Source organism: Azospirillum humicireducens (genome assembly GCF_001639105.2).
GTDB classification, from domain to species: domain Bacteria; phylum Pseudomonadota; class Alphaproteobacteria; order Azospirillales; family Azospirillaceae; genus Azospirillum; species Azospirillum humicireducens.
This window is the reverse complement of record NZ_CP015285.1, coordinates 421,028-446,952: the sequence shown is the minus strand read 5'-3', so window position 1 is coordinate 446,952 and position 25,925 is coordinate 421,028. Positions and strand designations below refer to the sequence as shown.

Genomic DNA, 25,925 nt, shown 5'->3' with positions numbered 1-25,925 from the left:
TTGTGGGATGGAGCGGCGTCCAAAAGTCGCGCCACCGCCTGCCGCAAGGGACGAAAGCCGGGAGGAGTTTGCGTTAAGCTGTTGATCGGTCGAAGATTCCACCTTTCTTCCCTCCGCTGGAAGTAATCCGGCCGCGCAATGCGCCCTTCCATTGCGAGCAAGCGTTCCGAAGGGCGAGGTCGCCTTCACCGCGGTCTTGTGCGGAACGTTAGAGATTTTTTTGCATTTTTGGAGGAGACGTGGTGCCATTCCCATCGCTGCGGTGCACATGACGCATTGCAGCGAACGGCGCGGCGCCAGTGCGTCAGACGCCGGAACAGGCACCGAGAGAAAGAGGAATTGCTGCGATGGACGACGTGCGTCAGGTCCGCAAGGATACCGAAGGCTATTGCATCGAAGACCTGTCCGTCGGCATGACGGCAAGCTTCGCCAAGACGGTGACGGAAGCAGACATCGTCCTGTTCGCAGGCATTTCCGGCGACACCAACCCGGTCCACATCAACCAGGAATACGCCGCCACCACCATGTTCCAGGGCCGCATCGCCCACGGCATGCTGACGGTTGGCTTCATCTCGGCCGTGCTGGGCACCAAGCTGCCGGGACCGGGCTGCATCTACATGAGCCAGACGCTGAAGTTCAAGGCGCCGGTCCGCGCCGGCGACACCGTCACCGCCCGCGCCACCATCACCGAACTGATCCCGGAAAAGCGCCGCTGCGTCATCAAGACCGTCTGCACCGTCGGCGAGACCGTGGTGGTGGAAGGCGAAGCGCTGCTGATGGTTCCGTCCCGCGGCTGATTTTTCGACGCCCGGCCGCTCCTTCGGGCGGCAGGACAGCGCCGGCGCGTTTACCCCGCGCCGGCGTCGGTCTATATAGACGCCCGAGCAAGCGGACCCGCCGGGGTCCGCCCACAGCACCGGGGCGCGCATGCGACTGTACAGACACACCGCCGACCTGCCGGCCGAAGAGCGGGGCGCCGTCGTGGCGCTCGGCAATTTCGACGGCGTGCACCGCGGGCATCAGACGGTCATCGGCACCGCCCAGCGCCTTGCGGCCGATTTGGGCGCACCGTCGGCCGTCGTCACCTTCGAACCGCACCCACGCAGCGTCTTCCGTCCCGACGACCCGCCCTTCCGGCTGACGCCCTTCCGCGTCAAGATCCGGCATATCGAGGCTCTGGGCGTCGACCAGTTGATCGTCTGCCATTTCGACGACGGTTTCCGCCACAAGTCCGCACAGGCCTTCGTCGATGAAATCCTGATCGGCGGGCTGGGCGTCCGGCATGTCGTCTGCGGCTATGATTTCCTGTTCGGACACAAGCGGTCGGGCGACCCGGCCTTCCTGCTGCGCGCCGGCCGCGCCCAGGGTTTCGGCGTGACCGAGGTCGGCCCGGTGTCCGACGCCGAGGGCGGGGTCTACTCCTCCACCCGCGTGCGCGACGCGCTGGTCGCCGGCCGGCCGCGCGAGGCGGCCCATGTGCTGGGCCATCCCTGGGAGATCGAGGGGCGCGTCGTCCATGGCGACCAGCGCGGTCGCACCATCGGCTTTCCCACCGCCAACATCGAGCTGGGCGAGTATCTGCGCCCGGCCTTCGGAGTCTATGCGGTGCGCGCCGGCATCGACCGCGGCGGCGAGACCGTCTGGCTGCCGGGCGTCGCCAACCTGGGCGCCCGCCCCACCGTGGACGGCACCGTGGCCCGGCTGGAAGCCCACCTGTTCGACGTCGACCTGAATCTGTACGATCTGCATCTGCGGGTTCAGATGGTCGATTTCCTGCGGCCGGAGATGAAGTTCCCAAGTTTCGACGCGCTGAAGGACCAGATCGTTCAGGATGCCGCCGCCGCCCGCGCGGTTCTGGCCGCCGGCTGACGGGAGAAAAGGGATGGAACGGGTTCTGATGCTGCTGTTCATCCTGAACCAGGGCGGTCCGACCACGCTGGAGTTCGCCAGCATGGAACAGTGCAAGGCGGCCGAGCCGGTCGTCATCCAGAACTACCGCGAGATGACCGGCAACACGGTGCTGTCGCGCTGCATCCGCATGGTGCTGCCGGCAAAGTGACGCTGCGGCGCAGCGGGTCTGCGGGTCTGCCTCGCAGCGATCGCCGCTGGCGCGGGTGGTTTCGTCTGATACAGTGCGGCCCCATCCTCGCTTTCCGCCGCGGTACCCTCCCCTGCCATGCCCCGTCCAGACTCCCTGCCGATCCGCGTGCTGCTGACCGCCCTGGTCGCCTTCGGTCCGCTGTCCACCGACCTGTATCTGCCGGCGCTGCCGGCGCTGGTCCGGATTTTCGACACAGATGTCGTCACGGTGCAGATGACCCTGTCGATCTTCCTGGTCGGCTTCGCGGTGTCGCAGCTGGTCTACGGCCCGATGTCCGACCGGTTCGGCCGGCGCCCCACCCTGCTGGTCGGGGTGGCGGTCTATCTGGCGGCCAGCGCCGTCTGCGCCATGGCCACCAGCATCGAGGGGCTGATCGCCGCCCGTTTCTTCCAGGCACTGGGGGCCTGCTGCGGGCCGGTGGTGGCGAGGGCGGTGGTGCGCGATGTCTTCGGCCGCGACCGGGCGGCGACGGTGCTGGCCTACATGTCGATGGCGATGGCGCTTGCCCCGGCGGTTGGGCCGATGTTGGGCGGCATGCTGACGGAATGGTTCGGCTGGCGCGCCAACTTCGTCCTGCTCACCGTTTTCGCCTGCGGCATCCTGGCGGCGGTGTGGTCCATGCTGGGCGAGACCAACGCCCACCGCGACGAAGAGGCGCTGCGGCCGGGCCGGCTCGCCGCCAATTCCCTGCTTCTGCTGCGCAACCGCGGTTTCGTCGGCTATATGCTGGTGGTCGCCTTCTCCTACAGCGGCATCTTCTCCTTCATCTCGGGCTCGTCCTTCGTGCTGATCGACCGGCTGCACCTGACCCCGGCGCAGTATGGCGCCAGCTTCGGCGCGGTGGTGCTGGGCTATATGCTGGGCACCTTCCTGGCGGGCCGGCTGACACCGCGGCTGGGCGGCGGCCGGATGATCCGCATCGGCACGCTGCTGTCGCTCGGCGGCGGAGCCCTGGGCGGTCTGCTGGCGCTGGCCGGCGTGGTCCATCTGCTGACCATCCTGCTTCCGGTCTTCCTGTTCATTCTCGGTGCCGGGCTGACCCTGCCCAACGCCACCGCCAACGCGGTCGGCCCCTATGCCTCCATGGCGGGGCTCGCCTCCTCGCTCCTGGGTTTCGCGCAGATGACCATCGCCGCGATCATCGGCATCGTCGTCGGCCATATGAACGACGGCAGCGCCCTGCCGATGATGGGAGCCATCGGGCTGGTGGGGATGGGCGCACTGCTGGCGCACCGGCTGCTGGTCATCCCGGCGGCGCAGGGCGGGCGATCCGCCTGATCCGGCCCCGGCGGACGGTGCGGCGGCGCTGCTGCGCCTTGCGGCCGTCCTCCTCGTCCTCCTTGCCGAACTGCGGGAAGCGGTCCATCAGGACGGTGAACAGGATCGTCACCATCAGGCACAGGGCCAGAGCCATTCCCGCCAGCAGGTAGTATCCGGCACCGCAGGCGATGCCCAGCCCGCCCGCCACCCAGATCACCGCGGCAGTGGTCGCCCCGCGCACGCTGTCGCCGGAGCGGAACATCACGCCGGCGCTGATGAAACCGACCGCCTGGGCCACCCCCTGGATGACTCGCACCGGGTCGCTCGGCCGCTCGTCGCCGCCGGCGTGCAGCCCGGCATAGAGCTCCAGCGCCACCAGAGTCGTCAGGGCGCAGCTGATGGAAATCAGCGTATGCGTGCGCAAGCCGGCCGCCTTGCCGCGCATCTCGCGGTCAAGCCCAAGCAACGCACCGCAAAAGGCTGCAGCCAGCAGCCGCAATCCGATCTCCCCCACCGTCAGAACCATCGTCAAGCCCATGAAATCACTCCGGTTTTTTGCCCCCTCAAACGGTCTGCCACTTTTTTGGGGCACAGGGCATTTTTCACTTTGCAATCGATCGCGTTGGATCTATGTAACGCGAACTCGCAAGCGCACGTGCCGCTGGCCCGCCCCTCGGCGTCTCCGAGATGTGGTTATGCAACGACGTAACGCGTGATCCCCGACCGTCCCTTAAACAAGGCGGCGACTTGGAGGTTACGATGGTTGATGTTGTTGTGGGTGGGCGCGTGCTCACCCGTCTCCGAAATCTGCCGCTCCTGGACCATACGGACAGAACAGGGTTCTGTACGGGGCAATCCAGTATTGGCGGCCTGAGCGCCTGATCAGCTTTTTAACTTGCTGATCGGCCCGCCCGGCCGCTCCGTTCCCCCCGACTTCACCCGTTCCGTTCCATCATCTTGCGTCCCAGGAGACCTCGATGACCCAGAAGATTGCGCGCTTTTTCGAAGAGCAGCGCCCGCAGACCCCTTGCCTCGTCATCGATCTGGACGTGGTCGAGCAGAACTACAACGATCTGCACGACGCCCTGCCCGACGCCCGCATCTTCTATGCGGTGAAGGCGAACCCGGCCGCGGAAATCCTCAGCCTGCTGGCCCGTCTCGGCTCGGCCTTCGACTGCGCCTCGGTCCCGGAAATCCAGATGGCGCTGGCGGCCGGCGCCACCCCGGACCGCATCTCCTTCGGCAACACCATCAAGAAGGAAGGCGACATCCGCCGCGCCTTCGAGCTGGGCGTGCGCCTGTTCGCCTTCGACAGCGAGCCGGAACTGGAGAAGATCGAGCGCGCCGCCCCCGGCGCCCGCGTTTTCTGCCGCATCCTGACCTCGGGCGAGGGCGCCGAATGGCCGCTGTCGCGCAAGTTCGGCTGCGACCTGACGATGGCGCGCGAGCTGCTGCTGAAGGCCCGCGACATGAACGTGCAGCCCTATGGCGTGTCGTTCCATGTCGGCTCGCAGCAGAAGGACCTGATGCAGTGGGACCACGCCATCTTCCAGGTGGCGCAGCTGTTCCGCGAGCTTGAGGTGCTGGGCGTCGATCTGGGCATGATCAACCTGGGCGGCGGCTTCCCCACCCGCTACCGCACCGACGTGCCGGAATGCACCGCCTACGGCCAGGCGATCTTCGACTCGCTGCGCACCCATTTCGGCAACCATCTGCCGGAAACCATCGTGGAGCCGGGCCGCGGCATGGTCGGCAGTGCCGGCATCATCGAGAGCGAAGTGGTCCTGGTCTCGCGCAAGTCGGCCGAGGACACCAAGCGCTGGGTCTATCTGGACATCGGCAAGTTCGGCGGTCTGGCCGAGACGATGGACGAAGCAATCCAATACCCGATCGAGGTGCTGGGCGACGAGCCGGACGACGACCGTGAGGCGGTGATCCTGGCCGGCCCGACCTGTGACAGCGCCGACGTGCTGTATGAGCGTGCCGACTACAAGATGCCGATGGGTCTGAAGGCCGGCGACCGCGTGCGCATCCATGCCACCGGTGCGTACACCACGACCTACTCGGCCGTCTGCTTCAACGGCTTCGCACCGCTGCAGCATTACTGCATCTGAGGAGGCGGCGGGGCGGTGCCCTGCCCTTTTCCCGGTTGGTGCAAGAAAAGGCCCGTCTGCCGGTTCAATCCGGCGGCGGGCCTTTCATTTTTCACCGGCTATTTTTTAAGCAGCCCACTCATTGGGCAGCTGGCGCGTCGGACAAAGAAAAAGGCCGCTTCCGATCAACGGAAGCGGCCTTTTTCAGTGCGTTCGCCAGCCGGCGTACAAGCGCTCATTCGCGCCAGAACGGCTTGGACATCTCGCGCTCGGCGTCCAGGCGGCTGAAGCCGATGTCCTGGAGCATACGGTCGTCCAGATAGCCCAGCTCACGACGGGTCACAACGCGCTGGCGCCACAGGCCCAGCAGGTTCGAGGCCATTTCGACGATATGGGAGAAGGTGGAGGTGGTGTGGCCGGTCTCGGCCGAATGCAGAAGGGTTGCCATGACGGAGATTCCTGAGATGTCTTGTTTTGGAGGGTCCGCCGGTCGGCGATCACGTCCTCCTTGTGTGGAAATATAATTATGCTTCTTTGAGCCATGTTGCCACCCCCGGCGGCAACATGCCCGCTTTGCAGGCAGCGAAGAACTCGCCATTGAATGTCACGGATCTGTGGCAAAATCGTCATTGCGGATACTTACCGTTTGCCCGTCGAACAATAGAAGGTGTCTGCGGCTTCATGCCCTGGACAAGGCAACCTGACTTGGGTCATGTATTGTTCTGCTTACTGATGAATCGAGCGGACCTGCGGATACTCCAATGAACGGCATACACAGACCCGGCGGCGCACCCGGAACGCAGACCTTCGAGACCATCGGCTTCGATGGAGACGACACGCTGTGGCACAACGAATCGCTATTCTCGATGACGCAGGACCGCTTCCGGGCCCTGCTGGCCCATGCCGCCGACCCGACCGATCTCGACCGACGGCTGCTTGAGGCGGAACGGGCCAATCTCCGGGTCTATGGTTACGGCATCAAAGGCTTCGTGCTGTCGATGATCGAGACGGCGATCGCGGTCACTGACGGCAACGTCGCCGCCCGCGACCTGCAAAGCCTGATCGATTTCGGCAAGGCGATGCTGGACCATCCGGTGGAGTTGCTGCCCGGCGTGGCGGAGGTCGTGGAGGCGCTGTCTTCGCGTTACCGGCTGGTCCTGATCACCAAGGGCGACCTGTTCGACCAGGAAAGCAAAATTGCCCGCTCCGGTCTGTCGGACCTGTTCCACGCGGTGGAGATCGTCAGCGAGAAGGATCCGTCGACCTACCGGCGGGTGATGAACCGCCACGGCATCGAGCCGGAGCGCTTCCTGATGGTCGGCAACTCGGTCCGGTCGGACATCCTGCCGGTGCTGGCGACCGGCGCCCACGCCGTTCATATTCCCTATGCCATCACCTGGGCCCATGAAGAGGCCGAGGTGCCCGACGACCATTACCGGCGGCTGGACTCGGTGCGCGACCTGCCCGCACTGCTGTCGGCCTGGTGAGGAACCTGATCGATGACCCTGCTTCCCCTGCCCGACCTGGCCGGCATCGCCCCCGAAACCGGCGCCCCGGCCGCCGACCGCATCCTCTCCGGAACCCCGGTCTTCACCACATGGAATGATTACGAATCGGCCGACGGCAAGCGGTTCGCCGGCACTTGGCGCTCGACTCCGGGTTCCTGGCGCATCGTCTATGAGGAGTGGGAGTATTGCGAGATTCTGGAGGGCGAGAGCGTCGTCGCCCATGAGGATGGCCGCTCCTGGACACTCACGGCTGGCGACCGTTTCGTCATCGAACCGGGTTTCCAAGGCAGCTGGACGGTGGTCGCGACCACGACCAAGCGTTACGTGGTTGTCCTGCCCTGAAGGGTCCGCTCAGCCGGTGAGTTCGACAGAGTTCTGGGTGGCTCCATGGCTGATGATGGTGACGGCCTTGCGCCCGATCTCCACCGCCAGCACGCCCAGCACGAGGACGGAGGCAACCAGCATCAGTCGGGCGACGTCACGGGTCAGCGCACGCTTGCGGGCGTTTGCGCGGCGATGCTCGCGGAGCGCCGCTCGCATGGCTCCACCGGTCAGCCGACGTCCGAACCAAGCATTGGCGGCCATGATGCTGCTCCCATCATCCCGAACAAGTATATGTGTATTTATATAAAATTTTATCTTGTTCGGCAAGAACCGAATCCTGTGGCGTGATGCCACGGGATTCGGTTGCGGGCAGCCCGGCGCCTAGTCCTTGAATGCCGCCTCGCGCTGGCGGCGGAAGGCCGGCAGCAGGATGAGGGCCAGCAGTCCGGCGGCCACGGCTATCAGACCGGCACTGATCGGGCGGGTGACGAAGACAGTCGGATCGCCCTGCGACAGCAGCATGGCGCGGCTCAGATTCTCCTCCAGCAGGGGACCGAGGACGAAGCCGAGCAGCAGCGGCGCCGGCTCGCAATCCAGCTTCTTCAGCACATAGCCGAACACGCCGAAGCCGGCCATCAGCAGCACATCGAACACGTCGTTCTTCAGGCTGTAGGTGCCGATGCAGCAGAAGACCAGGATCGCCGGGAACAGATAGGCATAGGGCACGCGCAGAAGCCGCACCCACAGACCGATCAGCGGCAGGTTCAGCACCACCAGCATGACGTTGCCGACCAGCATGCTGGCGATCATGCCCCAGAACAGGTCCGGCTGCTTGGTCATGATCTGCGGCCCCGGCGTGATGCCATGGATCATCATGGCGCCGATCATCAGCGCCATCACCGCGTTGGACGGGATGCCAAGGCTCAGCATCGGGATGAAGCTTGCCTGGGCGCCGGCATTGTTCGCAGCCTCCGGCCCGGCGACGCCCTGGATGGCACCCTTGCCGAAGGCAGAGGGGTCGCGCGCCACCTTCTTTTCCAGCGCATAGGAGGAGAAGGCGCTGAGCGTCGCCCCACCCCCCGGCAGGATGCCCAGGAAGGCGCCCAGCGCCGTGCCGCGCACGGTGGCCGGGAAGGCGTCCTTGAAGTCCTGCCAGCTCGGCCACAGCCGGTGGACCGGCGAGGGCTCGATGCCCCGCCCCTCCGTCTCCTCCAGGTTGATGATGATGTCGGCGAGGCCGAACAACCCCATCGCCAGCGGCACGAAGTCCAGCCCGTCATACAGCTGCGGAATGTCGAAGGTGAAGCGCATCTGGCCGGAGTTGACGTCGGTGCCGACCATCGACAGCAGAAGCCCGACCAGGATCATCGCCACCGCCTTCACCACCGAGCCATGGGCGAGGGTCACCGCACCGATCAGGCCGACCAGCATCAGCGCCACATATTCCGAAGGGCCGAAGGCCAACGCCATTCCGGCCAGCGGCGGACCGGCCAGCGCGATGACCAGGGTGGTGACGCAGCCCGCGAACAGCGAGGCCAGCGCCGCCGTCGCCAAGGCCACGCCGCCGCGCCCCTGCCGCGCCATGGCGTTGCCATCCAGACATGTCATGACGGAGGAGGATTCGCCCGGCAGCTTCACCAGGATGGCCGTGGTCGATCCGCCATACTGGGCGCCATAGAAGATGCCGGCCAGCATGATCAGCGCCCCCACCGGTGGCAGGTAGAAGGTGATCGGCAGCAGCAGCGCCACCGTCGCCGTCGGCCCCAGTCCTGGCAGGACGCCGATCAGCGTGCCGATCAGGGCGCCGAGGAAGCAATAGACCAGGTTCATCGGCTCGACCGACACACCCAGCCCGAGCCAGAGATTGGCAAGGACGTCCATCATGGCCAGATCTGGAGCGGCAGGCCCAGCCCCCAGGAAAAGATGGCGACGCAGCTCGTGGCCAGCGTGGCCCACAATGCGGTGAAGGGGCCGGGGCGCAGCGGCCGTCCGGCCAATCCGCCGATGCCGATCAGCGCCAGGATGGCGAGCACCAGACCCAGCCTGTCGAGCAGAGCCGCGAAGGCGATCACGGCGACGGTGATGGCAACCGACGGCCTCCATGCCCAGGCCAGCGTCGCCGGCCCTTCCGCCGTCAATCCGCGCAGCAGGGACGCCAGTCCCGCCGCCAGCAGGAGATAGCAGACCAGGCGCGGGAAGAAACCGGCCTGCATCATGGCCAGCGATCCCGCCTCCCAGCCGCGCGCCAGCCAGAGCCCGCCGAGGGCGATGGCACTGAGCAGCAGTCCGGCCGCGAGATCCTGGGGCGATCTCAGCCGGGGGGCGGCCGGCCGGGGCGATCTCAGGGTGTGTGTCATTGGATGGATGTGTCCGCTTTCTCAGCCATGCGATGGCGGAAGGCCCAGGCGCCACATCCGCCTCATCGGGCAATGCAGCATGCAGCGCCGAGAAAATCACCCGGAACTGTCGATCCAGCTGCCGGCACCATCTCCGCCAGTTGTATTATTACCGGTTGACACCCCATCGTCGAGCGCCTTCTCACCGGACATCGCCGTCATGGAGAGAACATCACCGGAAAGTTCAAGATATTTTTCATAAGATTTGTGTCATATTACCCGCTATGGTACATTCCTACTTTCATCATACACGCATCAAGAGCGGGCAACTCCGGCCCGGCCGTGAACGGAACCCGAAGGATCGGACAAAGAATGATGACTGCAGCGCCCCTCCCCCCGCGCATGGCCGGCGGCCGCGCCGTGTCCTTCCTGATTGCGGCGTTCGCGGCCCTGATGCTGTGGCTTGCGGGTTCTCCCGCAGCGGTGCAGGCCGCCTATCCCGAAAAGCCGATCACCATGATCGTCGCCTATGGCGCCGGGGGCTCCACCGACGTGACGGCGCGGATGCTGGCACCCTACATCGAGCGCCATCTCGGCGGCGGGCGCATCGTCATCCTGAACCGGCCGGGGGCCGGCGGCGAGATCGGCTTCGCCGCCATCGCCGACGCCCCAGCGGATGGCTATACGATCGGCTTCATCAACACGCCCAACCTGATCACCATCCCGATCGAACGGCAGGCGCGCTATGCGCTGGAGCGGCTGGACCCGCTGGTGAACATCGTCGACGATCCGGGCGTGATGACCGTTCGTGCCGACAGCCCGTTCCGGTCGGTCGCCGACGTGGTTGAATTCGCGAAGGGCAATCCTGGCGCGCTTACCGTCGGCTCGACCGGCATCGGTTCCGACGACCATCTCGCCATGCTTCTCCTCGAACGGCAGGCCAGGGTGAGGATGACCCATGTGCCGTTCGCCGGCAGCGCCGAGAATTACCGTGCGATGTTGGGTTCCCACACCAAGATCTGCGACCAGAACCTGGGCGAAGGGCTGCGTGGGATCGCCGCCGGCGATCCCGTGCGCATGCTGGGGGTGATGAGCCGGACGCGGTGGGACATGGCGCCGGAGTTGCCGACCTTCCGCGAACAGGGCTATGCCATCGACATGGTGTCCATGCGCGGCATCGGCGCCCCGAAGGGCTTGCCGCCCGACATCCGCAGCACGCTGACCGAGGCAATCACCAAGGCCGCGATGGACCCGGAGTTCCAGGCCAAGGCACGCGAGACCTTTCAGCCCTTGCGCATCGTCGGCCCCGACGCCTTCGCCGCCGAACTGAAGCAGCTGGACGGCGAGTTCCGCACCCTGTGGACCGAAATGCCTTGGAAATGATGCTCAAGAAATAATGAGCATATACGGAATGATCGTTTCCGTTACGATATCATTCCGGAATCGTAACGGATTGGGTCACTCAGTCCGGCTTCGGCAAAGCCCTTCAGCCGCAACAGGCAGCTGTCGCAGGCTCCACAGGACAGCCCTTCCGGCGTCGGATCGTAGCAGGAGTGGGTGAGGCCGTAATCCACCCCAAGCTCCAGCCCGCGGCGGACGATCGCGGCCTTGTCCAGCGTCATCAGCGGCGCGTGGATCTTGAACCGGCTCGTCCCCTCCACACCGGCCTTGGTGGCCAGATTGGCCAGGGTTTCGAAGGCCGCGATATAGTCCGGACGGCAGTCGGGATAGCCGGAATAATCCAGAGCGTTGACACCGATGAACAGGTCGGACGCCCCCAGCGTTTCCGCCCAGGCCAGCGCGAAGGACAGGAAGACGGTGTTGCGCGCCGGCACATAGGTGACGGGAATGCCCTGCTCCAGTCCGGCCTCCAGCTCTGCGGCGCTGTCATGCTTGGGGACGTCGATGCTGTCGGTGAGCGCAGAACCGCCGAAGGCGCGCAGATCGATGTCGGCGATCACATGCCGCTCCACCCCCATCGCCGCGACCACTCGGCGCGCCGCCTCCAGCTCCACCGAATGGCGCTGGCCGTAGCGGAAGCTGAGGGCGTTGACGCGATAGCCCTCCGCTTTGGCGATGGCGAGCACCGTCGTCGAATCGAGACCGCCGCTGACCAGCACCACGGCTTGCTTCGGAACGCCCATCGTCTTGTCCGGTTCCGCCATCGCACACCCACCTCTGCAAAGCCGCCCGCCATTGCGGGCAAGGATGGCGACAGCTTTTGGCACATCCCGGCCGGTCGGGCCAGACCGGGTGTCTCGGCGATCACATCATCGTGGCCAGCATGTCCTCGACGGTCATGACGCGCGCAGGCGGCAGCCGGACGGTTGCGGTACAGCCCTGATCGGGCTTGCCCTCCAGCGTCAGGGTGCCGCCATGCGCCTCCACCAGACGCAGCGCAAGCGGCAGGCCGAGGCCGATCCCCTCGTATCGGCGGGTGGCGCTCTGATCGACCTGCGCGAAGGGCGTCAGGGCGGTCGCGATGTCGTCCGCCCGCATGCCGATGCCACGGTCACGCACCGCCAGTTCCACCCAGCCATCGGTGGCGGGCGCCATGGTCAGCGTCACAACGCCGTGGGGATGGCTGAACTTGATGGCGTTGGACAGCAGGTTGTCCAGCGCTTGGCGCAGGCGCCGCGCATCGCCCCGTATCGGCGGCAGATCGCCGTCGGCGACCACCTCGACCGTCACGCTCCGGTGGCTGGCCTGGAACTCCAGGTTGGCCACGGCCTGGGCGGCGAGCGCCGACAGGTCGACCGGCTCCTCGGCCAGTGACAGTCCGCCGGCCTCGACCCGCGCCATGTCGAGGATATCGTCGATGATGGCCAGCAGCTGCTCGCCGGCCTGCCTGATGGCGGCGATGCAATCGCGCTGTTGCCCCCGACCGCTCGCCGGCTCCGCCTCCGTCCGCACCTCCAGCAGCTGGGAAAAGCCGATCACTGCGTTCAGCGGGGTGCGCAGTTCATGACTCATGGCGGCGATGAAGGTCGATTTGGCGCGGTCAGCCGCCTCGGCCGCATCCTTGGCCGCCAGCAGTTCGGCTTCCGCCCGGCGCCGTTCGGTCACATCGCGCAGGATGGCTGTATAGATCCGCCGCCCCTCCACCTCGCTGGCGCTGACCGACAATTCGACTGGGAATCGTGTGCCATCGGCACGTTCCGCTTCGGCGGCACGATCGCGGGCAACCAGGGCGGTTGTCTGGCCGGGCTCGAAGTCCAGCCGGATGCCGTCCTCCTCCCGCAGATGGGCCAGCGGGATCAGCCGGTCGAGCGGGCGCCACAGCAGCTCACCGGCCGGAACACCGAACATCGCCTCTGCCGCACGGTTGAAGCCGAGCAGGATGCCGGCCTCATCCACGGTGAGGATGGCCTCGGCGACCGTATCGAGGATCGCTTCGGTGCGCGCCTCCGACAGGCGCAGGGCGTTGGCGGTGTGCAGATATTCGCTGACATCGGTGATGGTGGCGATGATGCCGCCATCCTCCATCAGGATGCGCTGGCACATCACCCGGCGGTCGGCGCCCGTCCCCTCCGGATCGTGGAAGCGGAAATCGGTGGACTGCGGATCCCGGCCCGGCTCGGTCCGCCATTCCGACACCACCCGCGCCCGGTCGTCGGGATGGACCGCACGGAGCCAGCCGTCGCCGAGCAGCCGGTCGGGCTCCACCCCGGTGATGGCGGAAAGACGGGCGTTGGCGAACAGCACCTGACCGGCTGCATCGGCCTGAAGGATGCCGACCGGCGCCGCCTCCGCCAGTGTGCGATAGCGCGCCTCGCTGGCGCGCAGCCGCTCCGACAGGGCGATGGCGTCATTGACGTCGCGGAAGGTCAGGACCAGCCCGCCAATCTCCGGCTCGTCCAGTTCGTTGCGGACGGTCACCTCCAGCCAGCGCCAGCCGCCATCGGCATGGCGGAGCCGGAAGATGGTGCGGCCGCTGCTTCCGGCCGGAGCGGCGGCCCGGATGCGAAGCCGCTGCTGCGCCTCCTGCAGATCCCCGGGATGAACATGCAGGTCCAGCATGGTGCCGGTGAGCGCCTGTGGCGCGTGCCCCAGCATCTCCGCCGCCGCTTGGCCGACCCTGAGGATGCGACCGTCCGTCGACAGCACCGCAACCGCTCCGTCCGACAGGCGGCACGGGACGCCGACCAACCGTTCGCCTGCCTGCAAGATGACACCTCCGAACCGGCAAAAAGAGTTCCGGCCGGATTGCCGCCCTTTTCGGTTCGGCACAGCAATCCGACCTTGCCGGACAGCGTAGGCTGTCAACCGTTAACAGGTGATGTCAGAAAAAATCAGGTCCGCCCCTGACGATTTCACCACTGAAACTGTCACCCCCGCCGCAAGGACAGGAAAGAGGTCAACGAATCAAGCACTGCATCGGGCGCCTCGGTCATCACCATATGCCCGGTCTGCGGCAGGACGACGACCTGCGAGGATTTGACGCAGGCGGCCAGAGCGCGTCCTGCCTTGGCCGGCGTCATCTTGTCCAGCGCGCCCAGCAGGAACAGAGAGGGGCAGGCGACCGACGCGGCGGCCTCCGCCCCCTGCCCATACTCATTGCAGGCCGCAAGATCGGCCCCCAGCACGCCCGGCCGCACCGATGCCATGAGCCGGCGACCGCCGGGGATCAGCGCAAGGCCAGGGGTCGGGCAACTGCCGCCCTGGGCGCCGCCATGGCCGCGCGGCCCATGGCCCCAGCCGATCACCATCTCAATGGCCGACTGTTCGCCGGCATGGGCGGCAGCCAGCAGGTCCGGGTGCACCGGCATGCGCTCCGCCACGCCCAGCAGCGCCACCGCCTCCACCCGCGCGCCATGACGGGCGGCAGCGTCCAGGGCCACAAGCGCACCCATCGAATGGCCGATCAGCACCGCCCGTTCCAGCCCGGCGGCGTCCAGCAGGGCGATCACCCAGTCGGCGATGGCGGCGATGCTGCCCAGCGGTTCCCCGCCGGACCGGCCGTGGCCCGGCAGATCGACCGCCAGCACCGAGCGGCCATGGTGAGCGAGATAGCGGCTTTGCAGGCTCCACACGCTGTGGTCCATGCCGGCGCCGTGGATCAGCACGACGGCCGGCCGCGCGGGATCGACCTCCCGGCCGCCGGTGTGGACGAAGACGGGGGTTCCGTTGACGGTCAACTGCATGGCGCGGCCCTCAGCCCTTGGTGGCGGCGCGCAGCGCCTGCTTCAGGTCGTCGATCAGGTCGTCACAGTCCTCCAGCCCGATGGACAGACGGATCATGTCCTCCCCCACCCCGGCGGCGGCGAGCGCCTCCGCATCGAGTTGGGCGTGGGTGGTGCTGGCGGGATGGATGACCAGAGACTTGGCGTCGCCGACATTGGCGAGGTGCGAGAACAGGGTCAGCGACTCGATGAAGCGGCGCCCGGCCTCGCGGCTGCCGCCCGCCCCACTGCCGCGGATGCCGAAGGAAATGATGGAGCCGGCGCCGTGCGGCAGCAGCCGGGAAGCCAGCGCATGGTCGGGATGGTCCACCAGTTCCGGGTAGGAAACCCAGGCGACGGCACCCTTCTCGACATTCAGCTCCCCTTCCAGGAAGCAGACGACCTTGCGGGCGTTGTGGATGTGGCACTTCATCCGCAACGGCAGCGTTTCCACCCCCTGCAGGATCTGGAAGGCGTTCATCGGGCTCATGCAGGCGCCGAAATCGCGCAGTCCCTCGGCGCGGGCGCGGGCGATGAAGGCGGCCGGGCCATATTCCTCGGCGAAATCGATGCCGTGATAGCCGGCATAGGGCTCGGTCAGGGTCGGGAATTTGCCCGAGGCCTCCCAATCGAAGCGACCGCCGTCGATCACCACGCCGCCGATGGCGGTGCCGTGCCCGCTCAGCCACTTGGTGCAGGAATGCATGACGATATCGGCGCCATGCTCGAACGGACGGCAGAGATAGGGGGTGGTGAAGGTCGAATCGATCATCAGCGGGATGCCGGCCTCGTGCGCGATGGCCGCGACCTTCGGCACGTCCAGCACCTCGAGCCCCGGATTGCCCAGCACCTCGCCGAAGACCAGCCGGGTCTCCGGCCGGATCGCCGCGCGGATGCCGTCGAGGTCGCGCGGATGAACGAAGGTCGTGGTGATGCCGAATCGCGGCAGCGTGTAGGCCAACAGATTGCGGCTGCCGCCATAGATCGAGGAGGAGGCGACGATATGCCCGCCCGCCCCCATCAGCGTCATGATCGCCAGCGTCATGGCGGCCTGACCGCTGGCGGTGCAGACGGCGCCCACCCCGCCCTCCAGCGTCGCCAGCCGTTCCTCCAGAACCGCGACGGTGGGGTTGGAGATGCGTGAATAGATGTGCCCTGGCCGTTCCAGGTTGAACAGGGCCGCCGCCTGATCGACGTCGCTGAAGACGTAGGAGGAGGTCAGGTGGATCGGAACCGCGCGCGCCCCGGTCGCCGGATCGGGCCGCTGCCCCGCATGCAGAGTCTGCGTATCGAACTTCAGGAACTTGGCGCCGGCCATGCTCCTCCCTCCCCTCGGATTGGAAAGAGGGCCGCCAATGGTTGAGCGGCCCTCTCTGCTTGTCAGCTTATTATTTGCCAGCCCTGTTCAACCCGCATTCCAGCGGCATCGAATGTGCGGAAGCGTATGGAGACATGACGCGCGCGTCAAGCTGGTTGGAGAGCCGGGGTGCCGGGGGTCAAGCGGTCGGCCCTTCGGCGGCCACCCCCACCATCGTCTCCTCCACCAGCCAGTCCACAACCCGGCGCAGCGCCTCGTCCTCACTTGCGCCGCCAGCGAGCGCCTCCTGGAAGATCGCGATCTGCCGATGGGCGCTGGTGCCACGGGCAACGATCTCGCGCGCCCGCTCGACCTCGGCGGTGCAGCCGAAATGCAGGGCGTCCTCGCGGGTCAGATCAATGATCTCGTCCAGCAGGTCGGCATAGGGCACGATGCGGCCCTGGCCGAAATCGACCAGCCCGCTGTCCAGACCGTAGCGCTGTGCGCGCCAACGGTTCTCCTCGATCAGCAGGTTCTTGTAGGGCCGCCAGGTGACGTTGCGCAGCTTCAACCGCCACAGCATGCGCAGCAGGCAGCGGTACAGCGCCGCCACCGTGACCGCATCGTCCAGCCGGGTGCAGATGTCGGTGATGCGCATCTCCAGCGTGGGAAAGCGCGAGGACGGGCGGATGTCCCACCACAGCTTGCTGGCATCCTCGATCACGCCTGCATTCACCAGCACCGCGACATGGCTCTGATACTCGCCATAACTCTGGAAGCCGGCGGGCATGCCGGTGCGCGGCAGTTCGTGCCAGACGCTGAGCCGGTAGGACCGGCGCTCCATGTCGCGCCCGCGCCAGAAGGGCGAGGAAGTCGACAGCGCCAGCAGATGGGGCAGGAAATAACGGACCTGATTCATCAGGTCGATGCGCAGGTCGTCGTCCTCGATCCCGATATGGACATGCATGCCGCAGATCATCAGCCGCCGGGCCGGTGCACCCAAATCCCGCGCCAGCATGTTGTAGCGGTCGCGGTTGGTGTGCTTCTGCGGCTCCCACGCAGCGAAGGGATGGGTCGAGGCGGCGATCGGCGCCAGCCCGTAACGGTCTGCCACCCCGGCAACGGTGGCGCGCAGGGCTGCCAACTCGGCCCGCGCCTCGGCCAGCGTCTTGCAGACCGGGGTGCCGACCTCGATCTGGCAGCGCAGGAATTCCGGGTGGATGCGGCCGGGCGCCTGCTCCTGACAGGCCTCCAGCATCTCGTCCGGCGGACTCTGCACGATGTCGCGCGTGCCTCGGTCCACCAGCAGATACTCTTCTTCCAGGCCCATGGTGAAGGACGGTTCGGTCACGGCGGCTTCCATCTGGTGTTCAGGCCCGCGGATAATGGTGGATGGTCGCCAGCGACGGCAGGGCCAGCAGAGGTTCCAGCGCGTCGCCGATCACCTGCGCCCACAGATCGGCACCCTCCGGCGTCGCGATCAGATCCTGCCGGACCTCCAGCAGGACGTTGGGATAGCCGGCAGGTGTCGCGTGGGTCTCCACCGTGCCGCCCAGCGTGCCGCGGCCGGAATAGGGCTGGTTGTCGCCGACGCACCAGCGCCCGTCCGCCTTCAGCGACTCGATCAGCGGCACCGGCAGGCGCGGGTCGTTGTCCCACAGCACGCCGATATGCCAGGGCCGCGCCACGCCGCGCATGGCGGGAGTGAAGCTGTGGACCGACACCATCACCGGCACCTCCCCGCGCGCGCGGATGACCGACAGCGCCGCCGCCACCGCCGCATGGTAGGGGTGGAAAAGCGCCTCCACCCGCCGGGCCTGTTCGGCGGCGTCCAACGCACGGTTGCCGGGGATCACCACATCGTCGCTGACCACCGGGATCGCGGTCGGATCCTCCAAAGCCCGGTTGGGGTCGATCACCAGCCGGGAGAAGCCGGACAGCACCGCCGTTGCGCCGAACCTTGCCGCCAGCCGCCGCGTCACCTCCGCCGCGCCGATGTCGTAGGCGATGTGGCGGCAGAGCTGTTCCTCCGGCAGGCCGAGATCGCCCAGCACCCTGGGAATGGCGCGCGACGCATGGTCGCACACCAGCAGCAACGGTCCGGCCGCATCGGGGTTGAGCGTGGTCGCCGGCGCAGGATCATCGGGATCCAGCAGCGGAGCGGCCATTCGCGGGGCGGGCGCAGGCGCGGTGACCGGCTGGCGGTGTTCGGGCGGCCCGTCCTGGGATCGGCCGGGCTGGCGCGAAGAATCTTGAGGAATGGAGTCAACCATACGCCACACTAACGCAACCGCCATGTCGGGCGGAAGCGCGGCCGAAGGTGGTAGCCCGAGCGGCAAGCTGCTACGCTCCATTTCCCTTTCCGCGCGAACCCACCCGGAAGACATCCCGCATGCTTCGCCTGCTCACACTTTGCCTTGCCGTGCTCGCGCTGCTCAGCGCTTGCGGTCCCGTCTATGAAACCCAGTACAGCCTGATCCCGCCCAGTTCGGCGGAAGGACGGCTGTGCGTCAACCAGTGCCAGCAGAACCGCAATTTCTGCCGCCAGAACTGCGGCATGAACCAGCAGGCATGCGTGAACGAGGCACGGTCGCGGGCGCTCTACGAGTATCAGGCCTACGTCAACCGACAGCAGGCGGAAAAGAAACCGATCAAGAAGTCGGTCAGCGATTTCGACCGTTCCTACTCCTGCGGCAACAGCAGCTGTGAAGCGCGCTGCGAGGCGGACTATCGCGACTGCTTCGGCGGCAGCTGCGGCGGTCAGGTGATCGCCCGGACCGTCTGCACCGCATTCTGCGACCAGGAAAAGCCCAAGCCGGCCCCGACCGCGGCACCGATGCTGAGCCCGATGCCGCAGGGCGCCGCCCAGTCACAAATTCAATCCCCTGCATCGTCCGCGGGCGGCTATCCGGCCGGCGCGTCGCTGTGCCAGCCTGGCATGCGGGTGGAGGTCGAGTGGCAGGGCGACTGGTATCCCGCAACCGTGAAGGACCGGCCGCGCAACGATGGCCGCTGCCCGATCCACTATGACGATTTCGGATCGGAAGACGACGAATCAGTATCGCTGCGCCGCATCCGCCCACGCTGACGCCCTCGGGCTCCGCATTGGGCCGGACACCGTAAAGGAGAAACCCGGACGCGCACGGCAGCCATGACGCGCGTCCGGCTGGCTTGGCAAATCCGCGCCCGATATAAGCGCCTCTATGCCAGACGCCAGTGCCATCCCCATCGACCATGCTTCCCGGACGCAACGCGTCGCCCTGATCGCCTTGCTGCTGGGCGCGCTCGGCATCGCCTTCGCCCCCATCTTCGTCCGCCTGTCCGATGTCGGGCCGGTCGCAATCGGCTTCTGGCGGATGGCCCTGGCGACCCCGGTGCTGACGCTGTGGATGATCGGCGAGTCGCGGACGAGGACCGGCCGAAGCAGTCGGCGCCCTTCCTCCCTCGCCGATTACGGCCGACTGTCCATGGCGGGCCTCTGCTTTGCCGGAGACCTCGCGGTCTGGCACACGTCAATCCGATACACCTCCGTCGCCAACGCCACACTGCTGGCCAACTTCGCGCCGCTGTTCGTCGCACCTGTCGCCTGGTTCCTGTTCAAGGAACGCATCACCGGCCGCTTCGTCCTGGGCATGCTGCTCGCGCTGGGCGGAGCCATCGTTCTGATGGGGCAGAGCTTTCAACTGAGCCCCGAGCATCTGTTCGGCGACGCGCTGGGTCTGCTGACCGCAGTTTTCTATGGCGGATACATCCTGTCGGTCGGACATCTGCGCGCCGAGTTCTCCACGGCCACCATCATGACCTGGAGCGGCGCCATCACCGCGGCCGTGCTTCTGCCGCTGGGTCTTTATGGCGGCGAGGCGATGCTGCCAGGAAGCGCCGCCGGCTGGCTGGTTCTGATCGGGCTTGCGCTGTTCAGCCATGCTGGCGGACAGAGCCTGATCGCCTACGCCCTGGCCCATCTTCCTGCCTCCTTCTCGTCCGTCAGCCTGCTGCTGCAGCCGGCAGCAGCCGCAATCCTGGCCTGGATTCTGCTGGACGAGCCGCTGGGGACGCTGCAGGCCGTGGGCGCCGCCGTGATCCTGATGGGCATTCTGCTCGCCCGGCGCGGCAGCCGCTGACATTCCTCCGACCGTAACTCCCCAGTACCCGTGATGTTTTTTCATCCCGCGGGCAAGGCGCCGCAAGCACTCTGTCGACCATTGACCCGGCCCGCCGGGACCGCTACCGGTATTACCAACTGCCGATAAACCGCTTTCCGATCGAAGGGGAACCTCCCGTGCCGGGCACCGACGACAGCGCTCACGTCCCCTCCTCCTCGCAGCGCATTTCAGAGTGGGTCGCTCAACAGCTTCTCGACCGCATCGCGCGCGGCGAGCTGGTGCCGGGAGAGCGCCTGCCGGGCGAACGCCAGCTTGCCGAGCAGTTGCATGTCAGCCGCGTCTCGGTGCGTGCCGCGCTGCAGAAGCTGAAGACCCAGGGATTCCTGACCGCCGTCCAGGGCGGCGGCACCCGCGTGGTCTCCTCGGCCGGGGTGATGGACGGTGCACTGACAGCCATGGTCCGCAGCACTCACCAGAATCTCTGCGACCTCGTCGAAATCCGCATGGCGCTGGAAAGCTGGGCGGCGCGCCGTGCGGCCGAGCGGGCGACACAGCAACAGATCGACACCATCGGCCGCATCCTGGCAGCGATGAGCGAGACCAACCGCGATGGCGGACGCGCAGCCGACGACATGGATTTCCACGTCGCCGTCGCCCAGGCGTCCGGCAGCCCGGTCTATCTGCACCTGCTCTCCACCATCCGAGACATCCTCGGCAACATGGTGGAGATGAAGCACACCGAGCCCTTCATGGAAAACCACGAGGCGCTGATGATCGAGCATCACCGCGCCATCCACCAAGCCATCGCCCGGCGCGATCCCGATGCCGCCGCCAATGCCGTCACCGCCCATCTCGGCTGGATCCTGGCCCGCTACCGCACCATGACCGAAGACCCTGCCTCCCGGCCGGGAGTCCAGGCCGATGCCCCGCCCCCGCCGCGCTCTCCCGCGGACTGACACCGCCGCTCGACCGACCAGTACCAAAAACGACAAAGGCCGCAGCCTCCCAACGGAAACTGCGGCCTTTGTCATTGAAACCGTTGCGACCCTCAGCTTGCGAGAATCGCCTCGATCTCCTTCGTCACCTCATCGATGTCGGCCATCCCGTCCACTGCCTTCAACACACCCCGGCCCTGGTAATAGGGCAGGATCGGCGCAGTCTGCTGATGGTACTGGGTGAGACGGGTGGTCACCGTTTCCGCATTGTCGTCGGCGCGCCGCTTGAACTCGGTGCTGCCGCAAGCGTCGCAAACACCCTCGACCTTAGGCTTCTCGAAGCTGTCGTGATACCCCTTGCCGCACTTGGCGCAGGTGTAGCGGCCGGTGATGCGCTCCACCAGGACATCGTCGACGACCCGCATCTCGATCACATGGTCGAGCTTCAGGCCCTTCTCTTCCAGCATCTTGTCCAGCGCCTCGGCCTGGGCCACGGTGCGGGGGAAGCCGTCGAGAATGAAGCCGTTCTTGACGTCCGGCTTGGAAATGCGCTCGGCGATCATGCTGACCATGAGATCGTCCGGCATCAATTTGCCGGCGGCCATGATCTCCTTCGCCTGCTGCCCGAGCGGCCCGCCTTCCGCCACCATGGCGCGGAGCATGTCGCCCGTGGACAACTGCACCAAGCCACGCGTGTCTTCCAGACGGCGCGCCTGGGTCCCCTTCCCGGCGCCCGGCGGACCGAGCAGTATGAGGTTCATTACTTTCTCCCCCGAAGCTTCGATTTCTTGATCAATCCCTCATACTGGTGAGCCAGCAGATGGGAATGAATCTGCGCGACCGTGTCCATCGTGACGGTGACCACGATCAGCAGGCTGGTGCCGCCAAAATAAAACGGAACCGAGTGCTGGGATATCAGGATTTCGGGGAGGAGACAAACCGCCACAAGATAGGCGGAGCCGATCACGGTAAGCCGGGTCAGCACATAGTCTATATGGTCGGCCGTGTTCTTGCCGGGGCGGATGCCGGGGATGAAGCCGCCATATTTCCGCAAATTCTCGGCCGTCTCGGCCGGATTGAACACGATGGCCGTATAGAAAAAGCAGAAGAAGACGATCAGCGAGGCGTACAGCAGCATGTAGAGCGGCGTACCGTGCGCGAGGTAGCGGGACACCGCCTGCAGCCACTCCGGTCCCTCACCGCCAGCAAAGCCGACCGCGGTGAGCGGCAGCAGCAGCAGAGACGATGCGAAGATCGGCGGGATGACACCGGCCGTGTTCATCTTCAGCGGCAGGTGCGACGCTTCGCCGCCGAACACGCGGTTGCCAACCTGGCGTTTCGGGTACTGCACCAGCAGGCGGCGCTGGGCGCGCTCCATGAAGACGATGAAGAACACCACGCCGACCGACATCACCAGCATCAGGATGATGAACAGCGTCGACAGGGCGCCCTGGCGGCCAAGTTCCAGCGTGTTGACAAGCGCACGCGGCAGTTCCGCGACGATGCCGGCGAAGATGATCAGCGAAATGCCGTTGCCGATGCCACGGGCGGTGATCTGCTCGCCCAGCCACATCAGGAACATGGTGCCGCCGACCAGCGTGATGACCGTGGCAACACGGAAGAACAGCCCCGGATCGATGACCGCCGCCCCGCTGGATCCGCGCATCGCTTCAAGACCGACCGCAAGGCCATAGGCCTGCACGGTGGCGAGCGCCACCGTACCGAATCGGGTGTACTGGTTCAGCTTCTTGCGCCCGGCCTCGCCTTCCTTCTTCATGGCCTCCATCTGCGGCGACACGGCGGTCAGCAACTGCACGATGATGGACGCCGAGATGTACGGCATGATGTTGAGCGCGAAGATGGTCATGCGGCTCAGCGCGCCACCGGCCAGCATGTCGAACATGCCGAGAATGCCGCCGCCCTGCTGCTTGAAGACGTCGCTGAGAATCGTCGGGTCGATGCCCGGCAGCGGGATGTAGGTGCCCAGCCGGTAGACGATCAGGGCCGCCAAGGTGAACCAAATCCGCTTTTTCAGCTCGGTCGCCTTGGAGAAAGCCCCGAAATTGATGTTGGCGGCAAGCTGCTCGGCCGCTGATGCCATGGTCCAATCCCTGTCCCGTAAGCGCGAACGGGGCGGCACTGCATGACGCAGGCCGCCCCTCGCGACTTCGCTTTTTGTAGTGCCCCAAAAGCCCGCGCGCAAGCGCGGGCTTGTCGCGGAACTTTACTCGGCGGCTTCGGCGGCGGGAGCGGTCAGCGTGACGCTGCCACCCGCCTTCTCGACGGCTTCGATCGCCGACTTGGACGCGCCGGCGACCGTGAAGGATACCTTCGCGGTCAGCTCGCCCTTGCCCAGCAGACGGACACCGTCCTTCTTCACCTTGCCAGTGACACCGGCGGCGTTGAGCGCCGCGGCATCGATGGTCTCGGAAGCATTCAGCTTGCCCAGGTCGATGGCCTTCTGGACCATGCCCAGGTTAACCACCGAATATTCCTTGGCGAAGATGTTCCGGAAACCGCGCTTCGGCAGGCGGCGGTGCAGAGGCATCTGCCCGCCTTCGAAGCCGTTGATCGCCACACCGGTGCGCGAGGTCTGACCCTTCACGCCGCGGCCAGCGGTCTTGCCCTTGCCCGAACCGATACCGCGACCGACGCGCATGCGCGCCTTGCGGGCACCGGCGTTGTCACGCAGGTCATTCAGCTTGGTCATGATCTCAGCCCTCGTTCTCGACGCGGACCAGGTGCGCGACCTTGGCGATCATGCCCCGCACGGCCGGAGTGTCCTCCAGCTCGCGGGTCCGGTGCAGCTTGTTGAGACCCAGACCGACCAGCGTCTCGCGCTGGTCGTGCTTGCGGCCGATCGGGCTGCCGATCTGGGTCACGACGACGGTCTTCTTCTCCGCCATGATCAGGCCTCCTGTCCGGCGCCGGCCTCACGACGGCCGAGGATGTCGCTCACGCGACGACCACGGCGCGCCGCGACAGACCGCGGGCTGGTGACCTGGGTCAGGGCGTCGAAGGTCGCCTTGATCATGTTGTGCGGGTTCGACGTGCCGATCGACTTGGTCACGACGTCAGCGACGCCGAGAGCCTCGAAGATCGCGCGCATCGGACCACCGGCGATGATGCCGGTACCGGCCGGAGCAGCCCGCAGCACGACCTTGCCGGCACCGAAGTGACCGTTGGTGTCGTGATGCAGCGTGCGGCCTTCGCGCAGCGGGACGCGGATCATGCCGCGCTTGGCCTGATCGGTCGCCTTGCGGATGGCTTCCGGGACCTCGCGGGCCTTGCCCGAACCGACGCCGACGCGGCCCTTGCCATCGCCGACAACGACCAGAGCGGCGAAGCCGAAGCGACGACCACCCTTGACCACCTTGGCGACGCGGTTGATGCCGACGAGCTTTTCGATCAGCTCGCTTTCTTCCCGCTCGCGCGGCTGCCGGTCGCGGTTGTCCCGCTCCCCACGTTCACGTGCCATATCCGGGCCTCCTTAGAACGACAGCCCGCCCTCGCGGGCGGCGTCGGCCAGGGCCTTGACCCGGCCATGGTAAATGTAACCACCGCGGTCGAAGACGACCTCGGTAATCCCAGCGGCCTTGGCGCGCTCGGCGATCAGGCCGCCGATACGCTTGGCAGCATCGACGTTGCCGCCGTGCTTGAGCTGCTCGCGCAGCTCCTTCTCCAGCGACGAGGCGGACGCGAGCGTCTTGCCGTTTTCGTCGTCGATGATCTGGGCGTAGATGTGCAGATTCGACCGGAAGACCGAGAGGCGAACGCGCCCGCCGGCCTTCTTGGCAATCTGCGCGCGCACGCGCTGCTTGCGGCGCTCGTGGAGTTGCTTTGGCTTCAGCATGGCGGTTACTTCTTCTTACCTTCCTTGCGCAGGACGGTTTCGGTCTCGTACTTGATGCCCTTGCCCTTGTAGGGCTCCGGCTTCTTCCAGCCGCGGATCTCGGCAGCCACCTGGCCGACCTTGTGCTTGTCATAGCCGCTGACCGAAATGGCCGTCGGCTTGTCGCACTTGATCGTGATGCCTTCCGGGATCGGGTACTTCACGTCGTGCGAGAAGCCGAGCTGGAGAACCAGCTCCTTGCCCTGCACGGCAGCGCGGTAACCGACGCCGTTGATCTCGAGGTTGATCGTGTAGCCCTGGCTGACACCGGTGACCATGTTGTTGATCAGGGTGCGCGAGGTCGCCCACATGACGCGGGCGCGCTTGCTGTCGTTTGCCGGCTTCACCACCACCTTGCCGTCTTCCAGCGAGGCGGTGATGTCGTCGATCAGGGTCAGGCTGAGTTGCCCCAGCTTGCCCTTGGCCGTCACCTGCTGACCGTCGACCTTCACGTCGACGCCAGCCGGAACCGGCACGGGATGCTTGCCAATGCGCGACATCTGCCAATCCCCCTTAGAACACGCGGCAGAGGACTTCACCGCCAACGTTGGCGGCGCGGGCCTCATTGTCCGACATCACGCCGCGCGGGGTCGACAGGATCGACAGACCGAGCCCGTTATAGACACGGGGCAGGTCGGCGATCTTCGAGTAGACGCGACGGCCGGGCTTGGACACACGGGCGATCTGCTTAATGACAGGCTCGCCTTCGTGGTACTTCAGCTCGATCTTCAGGTTCTTGACACCCGGGCGCAGTTCTTCCTCGGACCAGCCGCGGATGAAGCCTTCACGCTTCAGAACTTCCAGGACGTTGACGCGCAGCTTCGACGCCGGGGAAACCACAACGGACATGCGGGCGTGCTGACCGTTGCGGATGCGGGTCAGCATATCGCCGAGCGGATCGCTCAAAGACATTC

At 66.2% G+C, this 25,925-nt stretch carries 30 protein-coding genes; 11 read left to right on the top strand and 19 right to left on the bottom strand.

Annotated elements, in window-relative coordinates:
* The first annotated feature begins 347 nt into the window (after positions 1-347).
* The 4 genes from A6A40_RS02065 (at position 348) to A6A40_RS02055 (ending at position 3,379) form a co-directional block, all read left to right on the top strand.
* The gene (locus A6A40_RS02065; protein WP_012973248.1) at positions 348-797 is read left to right on the top strand and encodes a MaoC family dehydratase; all 450 of its coding nucleotides are present in this window, start codon (positions 348-350) and stop codon (positions 795-797) included.
* A gap of 130 nt (positions 798-927) precedes the next feature.
* Positions 928-1,869: a bifunctional riboflavin kinase/FAD synthetase gene (locus tag A6A40_RS02060; protein WP_063633890.1), complete on the top strand. Its 942-nt coding sequence runs from the start codon at positions 928-930 to the stop codon at positions 1,867-1,869.
* A 13-nt stretch (positions 1,870-1,882) separates the two neighbouring features.
* Entirely contained in the window at positions 1,883-2,059 is a 177-nt protein-coding gene (locus tag A6A40_RS30945; RefSeq protein WP_167562457.1) for a hypothetical protein, read from the top strand.
* A 117-nt stretch (positions 2,060-2,176) separates the two neighbouring features.
* Positions 2,177-3,379 (top strand): multidrug effflux MFS transporter, encoded by a 1,203-nt coding sequence (locus A6A40_RS02055; protein ID WP_063633889.1) that lies wholly within the window; start codon positions 2,177-2,179, stop codon positions 3,377-3,379.
* Here the strand turns inward: A6A40_RS02055 and A6A40_RS02050 are convergent.
* The gene (locus A6A40_RS02050; RefSeq protein WP_063633888.1) at positions 3,345-3,899 is read right to left on the bottom strand and encodes an MgtC/SapB family protein; all 555 of its coding nucleotides are present in this window, start codon (positions 3,897-3,899) and stop codon (positions 3,345-3,347) included. The genes A6A40_RS02055 and A6A40_RS02050 overlap by 35 nt on opposite strands.
* Before the next feature lie 439 nt (positions 3,900-4,338).
* Here A6A40_RS02050 and A6A40_RS02045 point away from each other — a divergent pair, with 439 nt between their 5' ends.
* On the top strand, positions 4,339-5,475 hold the full coding sequence (locus tag A6A40_RS02045) for a type III PLP-dependent enzyme (RefSeq protein ID WP_063633887.1): 1,137 nt from the start codon (positions 4,339-4,341) through the stop codon (positions 5,473-5,475).
* Between the two features lie 214 nt (positions 5,476-5,689).
* Here A6A40_RS02045 and A6A40_RS02040 read toward each other — a convergent pair whose 3' ends face one another.
* Positions 5,690-5,902, bottom strand: a complete 213-nt coding sequence (locus A6A40_RS02040) for a DUF1127 domain-containing protein (RefSeq protein WP_063633886.1) — start codon at positions 5,900-5,902, stop codon at positions 5,690-5,692.
* Between the two features lie 313 nt (positions 5,903-6,215).
* On the opposite strand from A6A40_RS02040, the gene A6A40_RS02035 reads away from it, so the two are divergent.
* A complete protein-coding gene (locus A6A40_RS02035; RefSeq protein WP_063633885.1) occupies positions 6,216-6,941 on the top strand; it encodes an HAD family hydrolase in 726 nt (241 codons plus the stop codon).
* 12 nt (positions 6,942-6,953) lie between these two features.
* A complete protein-coding gene (locus A6A40_RS02030; RefSeq protein WP_063633884.1) occupies positions 6,954-7,304 on the top strand; it encodes a cupin domain-containing protein in 351 nt (116 codons plus the stop codon).
* 9 nt (positions 7,305-7,313) lie between these two features.
* Here the strand turns inward: A6A40_RS02030 and A6A40_RS02025 are convergent, their stop codons facing one another.
* The 3 genes from A6A40_RS02025 to A6A40_RS02015 form a co-directional block, all read right to left on the bottom strand.
* Positions 7,314-7,547 carry a hypothetical protein gene (locus A6A40_RS02025; protein WP_063633883.1) on the bottom strand — a complete coding sequence of 78 codons (234 nt, stop codon included), beginning with the start codon at positions 7,545-7,547 and terminating at the stop codon, positions 7,314-7,316.
* A gap of 120 nt (positions 7,548-7,667) precedes the next feature.
* On the bottom strand, positions 7,668-9,170 hold the full coding sequence (locus tag A6A40_RS02020; protein WP_108546621.1) for a tripartite tricarboxylate transporter permease: 1,503 nt from the start codon (positions 9,168-9,170) through the stop codon (positions 7,668-7,670).
* Positions 9,167-9,643 carry a tripartite tricarboxylate transporter TctB family protein gene (locus A6A40_RS02015; protein ID WP_063633881.1) on the bottom strand — a complete coding sequence of 159 codons (477 nt, stop codon included), beginning with the start codon at positions 9,641-9,643 and terminating at the stop codon, positions 9,167-9,169. The genes A6A40_RS02020 and A6A40_RS02015 overlap by 4 nt, the downstream gene beginning before the upstream one ends.
* Before the next feature lie 351 nt (positions 9,644-9,994).
* Between A6A40_RS02015 and A6A40_RS02010 the strand changes: the two genes are divergently transcribed.
* On the top strand, positions 9,995-11,005 hold the full coding sequence (locus A6A40_RS02010) for a tripartite tricarboxylate transporter substrate binding protein (protein ID WP_236783703.1): 1,011 nt from the start codon (positions 9,995-9,997) through the stop codon (positions 11,003-11,005).
* Positions 11,006-11,046: 41 nt separating this feature from the next.
* Here the strand turns inward: A6A40_RS02010 and queC are convergent, their stop codons facing one another.
* From queC to A6A40_RS01980, 6 genes are all read right to left on the bottom strand, one after another.
* On the bottom strand, positions 11,047-11,787 hold the full coding sequence (gene queC / locus A6A40_RS02005; protein ID WP_249039489.1) for a 7-cyano-7-deazaguanine synthase QueC: 741 nt from the start codon (positions 11,785-11,787) through the stop codon (positions 11,047-11,049).
* Between the two features lie 100 nt (positions 11,788-11,887).
* Positions 11,888-13,789, bottom strand: coding sequence for a sensor histidine kinase (locus A6A40_RS02000; RefSeq protein WP_063633879.1), 1,902 nt, complete (start codon positions 13,787-13,789; stop codon positions 11,888-11,890).
* Between the two features lie 161 nt (positions 13,790-13,950).
* The gene (locus tag A6A40_RS01995; RefSeq protein WP_063633878.1) at positions 13,951-14,766 is read right to left on the bottom strand and encodes an alpha/beta fold hydrolase; all 816 of its coding nucleotides are present in this window, start codon (positions 14,764-14,766) and stop codon (positions 13,951-13,953) included.
* A 10-nt stretch (positions 14,767-14,776) separates the two neighbouring features.
* Positions 14,777-16,102 carry an O-acetylhomoserine aminocarboxypropyltransferase gene (locus tag A6A40_RS01990; protein WP_063633877.1) on the bottom strand — a complete coding sequence of 442 codons (1,326 nt, stop codon included), beginning with the start codon at positions 16,100-16,102 and terminating at the stop codon, positions 14,777-14,779.
* A gap of 178 nt (positions 16,103-16,280) precedes the next feature.
* Positions 16,281-17,432: a carboxylate-amine ligase gene (locus A6A40_RS01985; protein WP_063636073.1), complete on the bottom strand. Its 1,152-nt coding sequence runs from the start codon at positions 17,430-17,432 to the stop codon at positions 16,281-16,283.
* A gap of 19 nt (positions 17,433-17,451) precedes the next feature.
* Positions 17,452-18,354 carry an N-formylglutamate amidohydrolase gene (locus A6A40_RS01980; protein ID WP_063633876.1) on the bottom strand — a complete coding sequence of 301 codons (903 nt, stop codon included), beginning with the start codon at positions 18,352-18,354 and terminating at the stop codon, positions 17,452-17,454.
* A gap of 119 nt (positions 18,355-18,473) precedes the next feature.
* On the opposite strand from A6A40_RS01980, the gene A6A40_RS01975 reads away from it, so the two are divergent.
* The 3 genes from A6A40_RS01975 to A6A40_RS01965 all read left to right on the top strand — a co-directional run bounded on the left by A6A40_RS01975 (position 18,474) and on the right by A6A40_RS01965 (position 21,140).
* Positions 18,474-19,169 (top strand): MBT domain-containing protein, encoded by a 696-nt coding sequence (locus A6A40_RS01975; protein WP_063633875.1) that lies wholly within the window; start codon positions 18,474-18,476, stop codon positions 19,167-19,169.
* 115 nt (positions 19,170-19,284) lie between these two features.
* Positions 19,285-20,202 (top strand): DMT family transporter, encoded by a 918-nt coding sequence (locus A6A40_RS01970; RefSeq protein WP_063633874.1) that lies wholly within the window; start codon positions 19,285-19,287, stop codon positions 20,200-20,202.
* Between the two features lie 158 nt (positions 20,203-20,360).
* The gene (locus tag A6A40_RS01965; RefSeq protein ID WP_063633873.1) at positions 20,361-21,140 is read left to right on the top strand and encodes a FadR/GntR family transcriptional regulator; all 780 of its coding nucleotides are present in this window, start codon (positions 20,361-20,363) and stop codon (positions 21,138-21,140) included.
* Between the two features lie 92 nt (positions 21,141-21,232).
* Here the strand turns inward: A6A40_RS01965 and A6A40_RS01960 are convergent, their stop codons facing one another.
* The 8 genes from A6A40_RS01960 to rpsH form a co-directional block, all read right to left on the bottom strand.
* Positions 21,233-21,880 (bottom strand): adenylate kinase, encoded by a 648-nt coding sequence (locus tag A6A40_RS01960; RefSeq protein WP_063633872.1) that lies wholly within the window; start codon positions 21,878-21,880, stop codon positions 21,233-21,235.
* Positions 21,880-23,220 (bottom strand): preprotein translocase subunit SecY, encoded by a 1,341-nt coding sequence (gene secY, locus A6A40_RS01955; RefSeq protein WP_063633871.1) that lies wholly within the window; start codon positions 23,218-23,220, stop codon positions 21,880-21,882. The genes A6A40_RS01960 and secY overlap by 1 nt, the downstream gene beginning before the upstream one ends.
* 123 nt (positions 23,221-23,343) lie before the next feature.
* Entirely contained in the window at positions 23,344-23,829 is a 486-nt protein-coding gene (rplO, locus tag A6A40_RS01950; protein WP_014246904.1) for a 50S ribosomal protein L15, read from the bottom strand.
* 4 nt (positions 23,830-23,833) lie between these two features.
* The gene (rpmD, locus tag A6A40_RS01945; RefSeq protein ID WP_014246903.1) at positions 23,834-24,025 is read right to left on the bottom strand and encodes a 50S ribosomal protein L30; all 192 of its coding nucleotides are present in this window, start codon (positions 24,023-24,025) and stop codon (positions 23,834-23,836) included.
* A 2-nt stretch (positions 24,026-24,027) separates the two neighbouring features.
* On the bottom strand, positions 24,028-24,597 hold the full coding sequence (gene rpsE, locus A6A40_RS01940; RefSeq protein ID WP_014246902.1) for a 30S ribosomal protein S5: 570 nt from the start codon (positions 24,595-24,597) through the stop codon (positions 24,028-24,030).
* A gap of 12 nt (positions 24,598-24,609) precedes the next feature.
* Positions 24,610-24,972: a 50S ribosomal protein L18 gene (gene rplR / locus A6A40_RS01935; RefSeq protein WP_063633870.1), complete on the bottom strand. Its 363-nt coding sequence runs from the start codon at positions 24,970-24,972 to the stop codon at positions 24,610-24,612.
* Positions 24,973-24,977: 5 nt separating this feature from the next.
* On the bottom strand, positions 24,978-25,511 hold the full coding sequence (gene rplF / locus A6A40_RS01930) for a 50S ribosomal protein L6 (protein ID WP_063633869.1): 534 nt from the start codon (positions 25,509-25,511) through the stop codon (positions 24,978-24,980).
* A 13-nt stretch (positions 25,512-25,524) separates the two neighbouring features.
* The gene (gene rpsH, locus A6A40_RS01925; RefSeq protein ID WP_042694090.1) at positions 25,525-25,923 is read right to left on the bottom strand and encodes a 30S ribosomal protein S8; all 399 of its coding nucleotides are present in this window, start codon (positions 25,921-25,923) and stop codon (positions 25,525-25,527) included.
* Between the last annotated feature and the right edge of the window lie 2 nt (positions 25,924-25,925).